Consider the following 10513-nt stretch of genomic DNA (forward strand, 5'->3'; position numbering starts at 1 on the left):
TTCTTGGTCGGCTCGCAGGCGGGTCGCTCTTATGGCGAATAGTCCAAAACGCTGCGTTGCTCCCACATGCACGAGCGTAGGTTGCAACGAAACATTCGGTAATATCATTTTGCTCTATAAAGACTTTGAACTTTTCATAAGTGCCAGAAAAACAGCTAGTTGCATCGCATTATCATCATCGAACGATTTTTTTGACGAAATATTGACAAGCTTTTGCCGTACGACTTTAGTCTGAAGTATTCGGGCCCTGTGCGAGCTGGGATCGATGCACGTGCGTTACACCTGTATCGCACGATTAACAGGTCCCCCCGGAGCGGTGGGGCCGGCTTTCGAGTAATGAGGCTGAGGCGCCAACACAACAGCGTTGAGCCGCCGAGCCCTTAAAAAAGAACCAGATACTGCGCACGTCAACACTGACTGGGCGCGGGATGGACCCTGTTGCCCTGTGATTTCTCTTGAATGATCGAGGGCAATTGAAATGGCCAATTTCAGCAAGTCAGACCTGGAATTCATCCTCAAACAGATCTTCATCGCCGAAGCCCACGCAGATGGCGCCAGCCTGATCGACCTGCTGCCCAACAGTCAGGTGCCGTTCGGCCTGCGCACCGTGGATGGCAGCTTCAACAACCTGGTCGCCGGGCAAAGCGAGTTCGGCGCCTCTGACAACGCGTTCCTGCGCCTGCTCGATGCCTCCTACCGCGCCAACTATGTGGGCACCGGCAATGTCGTCGATTCACAACCGCGCACCATCAGTAACCTGATCGTCGACCAGACGGCGAACAACCCGGCTGCGGTCGAGGCCAATGGCGGTGCCGCCCCGGTGATGAGCCCGGGGATCGACGGGGTGTTCGGCACCGCTGATGACAAGCCCGTGTTCTTCATCCCCAACGTCTCGCCCGACGTGGGCCTGACGGCTGGCTTCAACGCCTGGATGACCTTCTTCGGCCAGTTCTTTGACCACGGTCTTGACCTGGTGAGCAAGAGCAGCACCGATATCGTGTTCATTCCGCTGCGCCCCGACGACCCGCTGTTCGTGGCCGGCAGCCCGACCAACTTCATGGTGCTGTCACGCGCCGTACGCACCGCCGGCGCTGACGGCGTGGTGGGCACGGCCGACGATAGCCAGCCCAACACCACCTCGCCGTTCGTCGACCAGAGCCAGACCTACAGCTCGCACCCCTCGCATCAGGTGTTTCTGCGCGAATATGCGCTGAATGCCGCTGGCGACCCGGTGGCCACCGGGCGGTTGATCACCAACCGCGACCTGGGCGCGGACGGCAAGTTCGGCACGGCTGACGATGGCAACAGCGAGAATGGCGGCATGGCCACCTGGGCGGTGGTCAAGGCTCAGGCCCGTGACATGCTGGGTATCAACCTGACCGACGCCGACGTGCACAGCGTGCCGCTGCTGGCCACCGATGCCTATGGCAACTTCCTGCGTGGGCCCAACGGCATGCCGCAAGTGGTGATGCGGGTGAACAATGGCGCCGATGGTATTGCCGGAACGGCCGACGACGTCACCCAACTGGTCGAAGGCGACCGCAACGCGCCGATCAGCCTGGCCAACGCCGTGAGCACCGGGCATGGCTTCCTTGACGACATTGCCCACAACGCCGCGCCCGTGGTGGTGGGCGGTGTGTTGCAGGCCGATGCCGACACCGCAGTAGGCAACGCCCAGCCAGTTGGCCCAGGCGGCAACAACCTGACCTACGACAACGAACTGCTCGACGCCCACTACATCGCCGGTGACGGCCGGGTGAACGAAAACATCGGCCTTACTGCCGTGCACCATGTGTTCCACTCCGAGCACAACCGCCTGGTGCAGCAGACCAAGGACACCTTGCTGGCCGCCGGTGACCTGGCGTTCCTCAACGAGTGGCTGATCGACGATGTCACTGCCATCCCCACCACGCCAGCCGGCATCGCCGCACTGGTATGGGACGGCGAGCGGTTGTTCCAGGCCGCCAAGTTCGGCACCGAAATGCAGTACCAGCACCTGGTGTTCGAAGAGTTCGCGCGCACCATTCAGCCGCAGATCGACGAGTTCCTCGCCCCCAACGGCTACGACACGTCGATCAACCCGGCCATCCTCGCCGAGTTCGCCCATGTGGTGTACCGCTTCGGCCACTCGATGCTGACCGAAACCGTCGACCGCTTTGACCCCGACTTCAACCCGGTGTCGGGCGACCCCGCCAACCCGGATCAGCAACTGGGCCTGATTGCCGCCTTCCTCAACCCGCTGGCCTTCGCCGGCAGCGGTGCCACCGCCGATGAAGCAGCCGGTGCGATCATTCGCGGCGTGACCCGCCAGCTGGGCAACGAAATCGACGAGTTCGTCACCGAGGCGCTGCGCAACAACCTGCTTGGCCTGCCGCTGGACCTGCCCGCGCTGAACATCGCCCGTGGCCGTGACACCGGTATCCCCAGCCTGAACGAGGCGCGCCGCGAGTTCTATGCCGCAACCGGTGACAGCCAGCTCAAGGCCTACATCAGCTGGGTCGATTTTGCCGACCACCTCAAGCATCCGGCGTCGCTGATCAACTTCATCGCCGCCTACGGCACCCACGCCACCATCACCGGGGCCACCACCGAAGCGGCCAAGCGCGCCGCCGCAGTGGCGCTGGTGCTTGGCGGCGACGGCGCGCCTGCCGATCGCCTGGACTTCCTCAACAGCACCGGCGCCTATGCCAACGTGACGCTGGCCGGCAAAGACGGTATCGCCGGCACGGCCGACGACATTGCCGGCGTGACGGTGACAGGTGTCGATGCCATCGACTTCTGGGTCGGCGGCCTGGCCGAGAAAAAAATGCCCTTCGGCGGCATGCTGGGTTCCAGCTTCAACTTTGTCTTCGAAACCCAGCTGGAAGCGTTGCAGAACGGCGACCGCTTCTACTACCTGTCGCGCACGGCGGGCATGAACTTCGGCACGGAACTGGAGAACAACTCCTTTGCCAAGCTGATCATGGCCAACTCCGACGTCACCCACCTGTCCAACACCGTGTTCCTCACGCCCACCTTCACCCTGGAAGTGAACCAGGCCAACCAGTTCACCGGGCTGGGGGCCGACGGCAAGGCCGACCCAACGGGCGGCATCGAAATCAACGGCGTGGAAATCGTACCGCTGGTGATTCGCGACAACCCTGACACGGTTGGGCCCGACAGCAACTTCCTGCACTACACCGGTGAAGACCATGTGGTGCTGGGCGGCACTGCCGGCAACGACATCATCATTTCCGGCGAAGGTGACGATACCGTTTACGGCGATGCCGGCGACGACGTGCTTGAAGGTGGTGCTGGCAACGATGCCGTGCTGGGCGGTGCAGGTGACGACATCATCACCGACTCGTTCGGCGACAACCGCCTGGAGGGCAACGCCGGTAACGACGTGATCGTCGCTGGCAGCATGCTGGTGGCCGGCAACCTGATTCTGGGCGGCGACGGTCAGGACTTCATCATCACCACCGAGGATATTTCCACCACCTTCGGCGGCCAGGGTGATGACTTCATCCTCGGTGCCAAGACCAACCTGCCGCCCACCGGCAACGAGGGGGATGACTGGATCGAGAAGGGCACCCAGGACGGTTCGCCAGGTGACAACTTTGCGCCGCTGCTGGGTGATGAGGTGGTCGGCAACGACATCTTCGTCGGGGGCGGTGGTTTTGATGAAATGATCGGCGAGGGTGGCGATGACATCTTTGTCGGCAGCGATGCTCAGGACAAGATGGACGGCATGTCCGGCTTCGACTGGATCACCAACAAGAACGACAAGGTCGGCGTTACCGTTGACCTGAGCCTGGCCGCGCTGGCCCAGCCCCATGGCAATGCACCAAACCAGAACGCCGGGGTATTCAACCCGGTCGGCGCTTCGCCGGCCAGCATCCTCGACCGCTTCGCCGAGGTGGAAGGGGTGTCCGGCTCGAACTACGCCGATGTGCTCAAGGGCGATGACGTCGATGCCGTGACCATCCTCAACCATGGCGGTGCCACCGGCAGCGCACTGACCAACGTGGCATTGATCCGCGGCCTGCAGCAGTTCCTGGCCGATGCCGGGTTGCCGACCACCGGCTTTGCCACCGGCAACATCATGCTCGGCGGCAATGGCAGCGACCTGATCGAAGGCCGTGGCGGCGATGACCTGATCGATGGCGATAAATGGCTGAACGTGCGCATTGCGGTGTATGCCCCAGGCGACGTCAACCACACCGGGCCAGAGATCGCCAGCTTCGACAGCATGGTCGACATGATCCCGTTCATGCTCGACCGCACTTACAACCCAGGTCAGCTCAAAGCCGTGCGGGAAATCCTGCCGGGTACCTCGACCGGCGGCGCGGCCTTTGACACTGCCATATACGCGGGGGTGCAGAGCGAATATGTGGTGACCCAGAACACCAAAGGCACGGCTGACGTTGCCGATGACGTGTGGACGGTGACCGATACCGTGGCCGGCCGCGATGGCGTGGATACCCTCCTGCACATCGAACGCCTGCAGTTCGCCGACAGCCAGCGCGTGCTGGTGGAAGGGGTGAACGCGCAACCCACCGGCAGCCCGACCGTGCTCGATGGCAACGGCGGTGCGATCACTGTGGGTGACATGCTGACAGTGAGCGTGGCGGGCGTGCTCGACGCCGACAACGTCAGCGCGGGCAACCCGACCGGCACACTTGCCGACCGTTCGGTGTCGTACTACTGGCAGTTCGAGGCCGACCCGGGCAGTGGTGTGTTCCAGGACATCATCCTGCTGCCGGCCGGCGACCTGGCGTTCCAGAGCGCCGACGGTACGTCGTTCAAGGTATCGCCAGACCTGGCCGGGCTAAGCCTGCGGGTCAAGGCGATCTACCAGGACGCCCATGGCACTACCGAAGTGCTCTTCTCGCAGCCCACGGCCGTGGTACAGCCGGGCGCACCGGTGGTGCCGACGCCGGCCACCCCGGTCGTGGATGCCACCGCTGGGGGGGAAGGGCTGCACATGGTGCGCTCCGACCTCAACTTCATCCTGGCCCAGATCAAGATCGCCGAAGCCGATGCCGCCGGGCAGGACATCCTTTCGTTGATCCCCAACATCCGCGCGCCCTTGGGGCTACGTGCGGTAGATGGCTCGAACAACAACCTGATGAACCTCAACGGCACCGACAACACCCAGTTCGGTGCCGCCGACAACGTCTTCCCACGCGTGACCGACCCGGTATTCAACCCGGCAGAGGGTGCCCCGGCTGGCTTCTTCGGGCCTGGCTCGCCAGCCATTCCGGGGACGTCGTACCAGCAAACCAGCGGCCCGGTGTTCGACTCGCAGCCGCGTACCATCAGTAACCTGGTGGTCGACCAGACCTCCAACAACCCGGCGGCTTATGCCACCGCGTATGACCCGGGCGCGGACGGCGTGCTCAACTTCGGCACGCCAGGCAATGACGACGTGCTCAAGGACGGCGTGCGTATCGTTGCCAGCCCCGGCATGGATGGCCAGTTCGGCACCACCGACGACCACGATGTGTACCTGTTCGAAAACACTGCAGCCGATGCCGGGTTGTCCGCGCCGTTCAACGCGTGGATGACCTTCTTCGGACAGTTCTTCGACCATGGTCTGGACCTGGTCACCAAGGGCGGCTCGGGTACTATCTACATCCCGCTGCAGCCGGATGACCCGCTGTACGTGGAGGGTGGTTTCACCAACTTCATGGTGGTAACCCGTGCCACCAACCTGCCAGGGCCGGATGGCATCCTCGGCAACGCCGATGACATTCACGAGCACACCAACACCACCACGCCGTTCGTGGACCAGAACCAGACCTACAGCTCGCACCCCTCGCACCAGGTGTTCCTGCGCGCCTACATCATGACCGATGATGGCCCTGTCGCTACAGGCCGCCTGATCACCAACCGTGACCTGGGCGCCGATGGCAAGTTCGGCACCGGCGACGACACCGAAATCGGTGGCATGGCCACTTGGAAGGTGGTCAAGGCCCAGGCCCGCGACCTGCTTGGCATCAACCTGACCGACGCCGATGTCGACAACGTGCCTTTGCTCGCCACCGACGCCTACGGCAACTTCATCAAGGGGCCGAACGGCTACCCGATGGTGGTGATGAAGGGCCTGGACGGCATTGCCGGCACGGCCGATGACCAACAGGTCGAAGGCAACCCGCTGGCGCCGCTCGACCTGACCAATGCCGTGCGCACGGGGCACCAGTTCCTCGCCGACATTGCACACAATGCCGTGCCGGTGTTCAGCGGTGGTGTGCTGGCGCCGGATGCCGACGACGTGGCCGGCAACGCTGTGCCCGTCAACCCGCAGACCGGGGCCAACCTGGCCTACGACAACGAACTGCTGGATGCGCACTACATTGCCGGCGACGGCCGGGTCAACGAGAACATCGGCCTGACCGCCGTGCATGCCGTCTTCCACGCCGAGCACAACCGGCTGGTGGCGCAGACCATGGACACCGTGCTCGACTCGGGCGACCTGGCCTTCCTCAATGAGTGGCTGCTCAACCCGGTCACCGCTTTGCCGGTCACCCCGGCCGAGATCGATGCCCTGGTATGGAACGGCGAACGCCTGTTCCAAGCGGCCAAGTTCGGTACCGAGATGCAGTATCAGCACCTGGTGTTCGAAGAGTTCGCCCGTACCGTGCAACCACGGGTCGACCTGTTCTTCGCCCCGACCCAGGTGTATGACGTGGACCTCGATGCGTCGATCGTGGCCGAGTTCGCCCACACCGTGTACCGCTTTGGCCACTCGATGCTGACCGAGACTGTCGACCGCTTTGACGTCGACTTCAACGTCATCCAGGACCCGGCCAGCGCAAACCCCGAACAGCAACTGGGCTTGATCGCGGCGTTCCTCAACCCGCTGGCGTATGCCGCCAGTGGCGTCACCCCCGAGGATGCCACCAGCGCCATCGTGCGCGGGGTTACTCGCCAGGCCGGTAACGAAATCGACGAGTTCGTCACCGAGGCGCTGCGCAACAACCTGCTTGGCCTGCCGCTCGACCTGCCGGCGATCAACATCGCTCGTGGCCGTGATGTCGGCATCCCCTCGCTGAATGCTGTGCGCCGCGACATCTTCGGGCAAACCGGCGACACCCAGCTCAAACCGTACACCAGCTGGGTCGACCTGGTGCAGCACCTGAAGCACCCCGAGTCGCTGATCAACTTCATCGCGGCTTACGGCACCCACAGCAGCATCACCGGTGCCACCACCCTGCTCGAAAAACGCGCTGCGGCCATGGCCCTGGTGTTCGGCGGCGATGGTGCGCCGGCCGATCGCCTGGACTTCCTCAACAGCAGTGGTGCCTGGGCCAATGTGACCCTGCCGGGCAAGGATGGCGTGCTGGGTACGGCCGATGACCTGAAGGCTGTGACCGTGACCGGTGTCGATGCCATCGACCTGTGGATCGGCGGCCTGGCCGAGGCGAAAACCCCGTTCGGCGGCATGCTCGGCAGTACCTTCAACTTCGTGTTCGAAAACCAGATGGAGAAACTGCAGGACGGTGACCGCTTCTACTACCTGGAGCGCACCTCTGGCCTGTCGATGAACGCCGAGCTGGAGAGCAACTCGTTCGCCAAGCTGATCATGGCCAACACCTCGGCCACCCACCTGCCGGGCCTGGTGTTCTCCGACCCGGGCTTCTACCTGGAACTGGACCAGAGCAAGCAATACAACGACGGCTTGGGCAATGCCGACCCGCTGGGCGAGAACGGCGAGCAGGTGGTGTTCCGCGACAGCCCGCTGACGGTTGGCCCGGACACCAACTACATCCGCTATGCCGGTGTCGAGCACATCGTGCTGGGCGGCACCAACGGTGACGACATCCTGGTGTCCAGCGAGGGTGACGACACGGTCTGGGGCGATGGCGGCAACGACCGCATCGAGGGTGGCGACGGCAACGACCAGCTGCGCGGTGGCGCCGGCGACGACATCATCAGCGACATGGGCGGTGACGACAACATCCAGGGCGGCGACGGCAACGATGTGCTGCACGGCGGTAATGGCGTCAACCTGATCATCGGCGGTTTCGGCAACGACTTCATCGTCACCGGTGAGGACGCTTCCGAAGCCATTGGCGGCCAGGGCAACGACTTTATCCTGGGCAGCAAGGCCAACGAACAGGATATGGGTAACGAAGGCGACGACTGGATCGAGAAGGGCACCTCGGACGGTGCGCCTGGCGACAACTTCGACCCACTCGGCAACGACCCGATCATCGGCCACGACGTGTTCATCGGCGGCAACGAGAACGACAAGTTCAACGGTGAAGGCGGCGACGACATCATGGTCGGCAGCCTGGGCTTCGGCGACCGCTATATCGGCGGCTCCGGCTACGACTGGGCGACCTTCAAGGACCTGGCCCAGGGCGTGACCGTCGACTACAGCGACCGCTTCTTCGATGTGCCGCCGGTACCGGGCTCGGGCGCGTCGGCGCTGGTGCGCTTCGACATCATGGAAGGCCTGTCAGGCTCGTCCCATGGCGACTTCCTGCGCGGTGACAACGAGGACGCCGCCAGCCTGCCGACCAATGGCGCCACGGGCAGCGTGCTGACCAACATCAACCTGATCAACGGCCTGTCCAGCCTGCTGGCTGCCGGGGCGACGTTCTACGATGGCGGCAACATCATCCTCGGCGGCAGCGGCAGCGACCTGATCGAAGGCCGTGGTGGCGACGACATCCTCGACGGTGACAAGTGGCTGAATGTGCGCATCAGCGTGCGCGCCAACAGCGACGGCACCGGCCCGGAGATCGCCAGTTTCGACAGCATGGAGCCGATGGTGCCGTTCATGCTCAATGGCACCTACAACCCGGGCCAGCTGGTGATCATTCGGGAAATCCTCAATGGCACCGACAGCTATGACACGGCGGTGTTCTCGGGGGTGGCCACCGACTACAGCGTGGTGGTCGATGGCAACGCGGTGATCGTCACCGACCTGGTGGCCGGGCGTGATGGTGTCGACCGCCTGACCGGTATCGAGCGGCTGCAGTTCTCTGACCGCTCGCAGGCGTCGGGTGTGGGCACTGCCGTGAACGCGGGCCCTACGGGGCACCTGGCGATTCTCGATGCGGCCACCGGTTTGCGTGACGATACCCCCGTCAGTGGTCAGCTGCTGCGTGTAACACCGCTAGCCGTGCGCGATGCGGACAACGTCAGTGCGGCCAACCCTACCGGTGCAGTCAACGGCCCGGTAGCGTACTACTGGCAAGTCGAAACGCTGCCGGGTTCGGGGGTTTACGAAGACATCACCTTCGTTGCCGCAGGGGAGGTGCAACGGGCGACGGGCGCTACCTACCAGGTCACGGACGACGTGGCCGGCCTCAGCATCCGCGTTCGCGCGGTGTATCAGGACGCCAAGGGCACCCTGGAAATCGTCGACTCGTCGGCGAACAGCGCGCCGAGTGCTGGCCCGACCGTGACCGGGTTGCTGGTGCAGAACCAGACACTGACGGCCAACACGGCAACCATCGTCGATGCCGACGGCCTGAGCAACCCGCAGTTCACCTTCCAGTGGCAGTCCAACCTGGGCCTTGGTTGGGTCAACATCGCTGGCGCCATCAGCAGCACCTTTGTCCTGACCCAGGCGCAAGTGGGGCAGAACATGCGGGTGGTGGTGAGCTACGTGGATGACTTCGGTGTGCAGGAAAGCGTTGCCTCCGACATCCTCGACCCGGTGGCCAACGTCAATGATGCCCCGACGGGTGCGGTGTCGATCAGCGACACCACGCCAGACGTGGGCCAGGTTTTGACCGCTCTGACCGGCAGTATTGCCGACCTTGATGGGCTGGGTGCGTTCAGCTTCCAGTGGCAGCAAGGTACCGGTGGCGTCTTCACCGACATCGTTGGCGCCACTGCGGCCACCTTCACGCCAGGCCTCAACCAGGGAGGCCAGCAATTGCAGGTGATCGTGCGTTACACCGACGCCTTCGGCACGCTGGAATCGCTCACCTCGGCGGCGACAACGGCAGTGCCAGGGTTGGCACTGGTTGGCACCAACGGTGCCGATATCCTGATAGGGAGTGCAGGCAATGACGTGATCTCGGGCCTGGACGGAGCTGACCAGCTGTTTGGCGGGCTTGGCAACGACGTTCTTGACGGCGGGCTTGGTAACGACATCCTCAACGGCGGGCTCGGCGCGGATGCCATGACTGGCGGTGCAGGCAACGACACCTTCGTCGTCGACAACGTCGGCGACACGGTAAGCGAAGCGCTTAACGGCGGTGTTGATCTGGTGCAGACCATCCTGGCCAGCTACACCCTGGGTGCCAATGTTGAAAACCTGACCTATACCGGGGTGGGCAATTTCACCGGAGTTGGTAACATGCTGGACAACATCATCATCGGCGGCGCTGGCAACGATGTGCTCAATGGCCGTGAAGGTGCTGACCGCCTGGTGGGAGGTCTGGGCAACGATACCTACGTGGTGGCTAACGCTGGGGACCGGGTGGTTGAGTCTGCGGGGGCCGGTACGGATGCCGTGCGTACCGCGCTGGCCAATTATACCCTGAGTGCCAACGTCGAAAACCTGACT

The 10513-nt window shown here is 63.5% G+C and carries 1 protein-coding gene; it reads left to right on the forward strand.

The genetic code is table 11. The features are described 5' to 3' along the window. Positions 1–478 precede the first annotated feature (478 nt). Positions 479–10513, forward strand: a 10035-nt coding sequence (locus tag PM2_RS20940) for a peroxidase family protein (RefSeq protein WP_042132374.1), incomplete at its 3' end; no start/stop codon positions are given.

It is taken from the genome of Pseudomonas monteilii NBRC 103158 = DSM 14164, assembly GCF_000730605.1.
Taxonomy (GTDB): domain Bacteria; phylum Pseudomonadota; class Gammaproteobacteria; order Pseudomonadales; family Pseudomonadaceae; genus Aquipseudomonas; species Aquipseudomonas monteilii.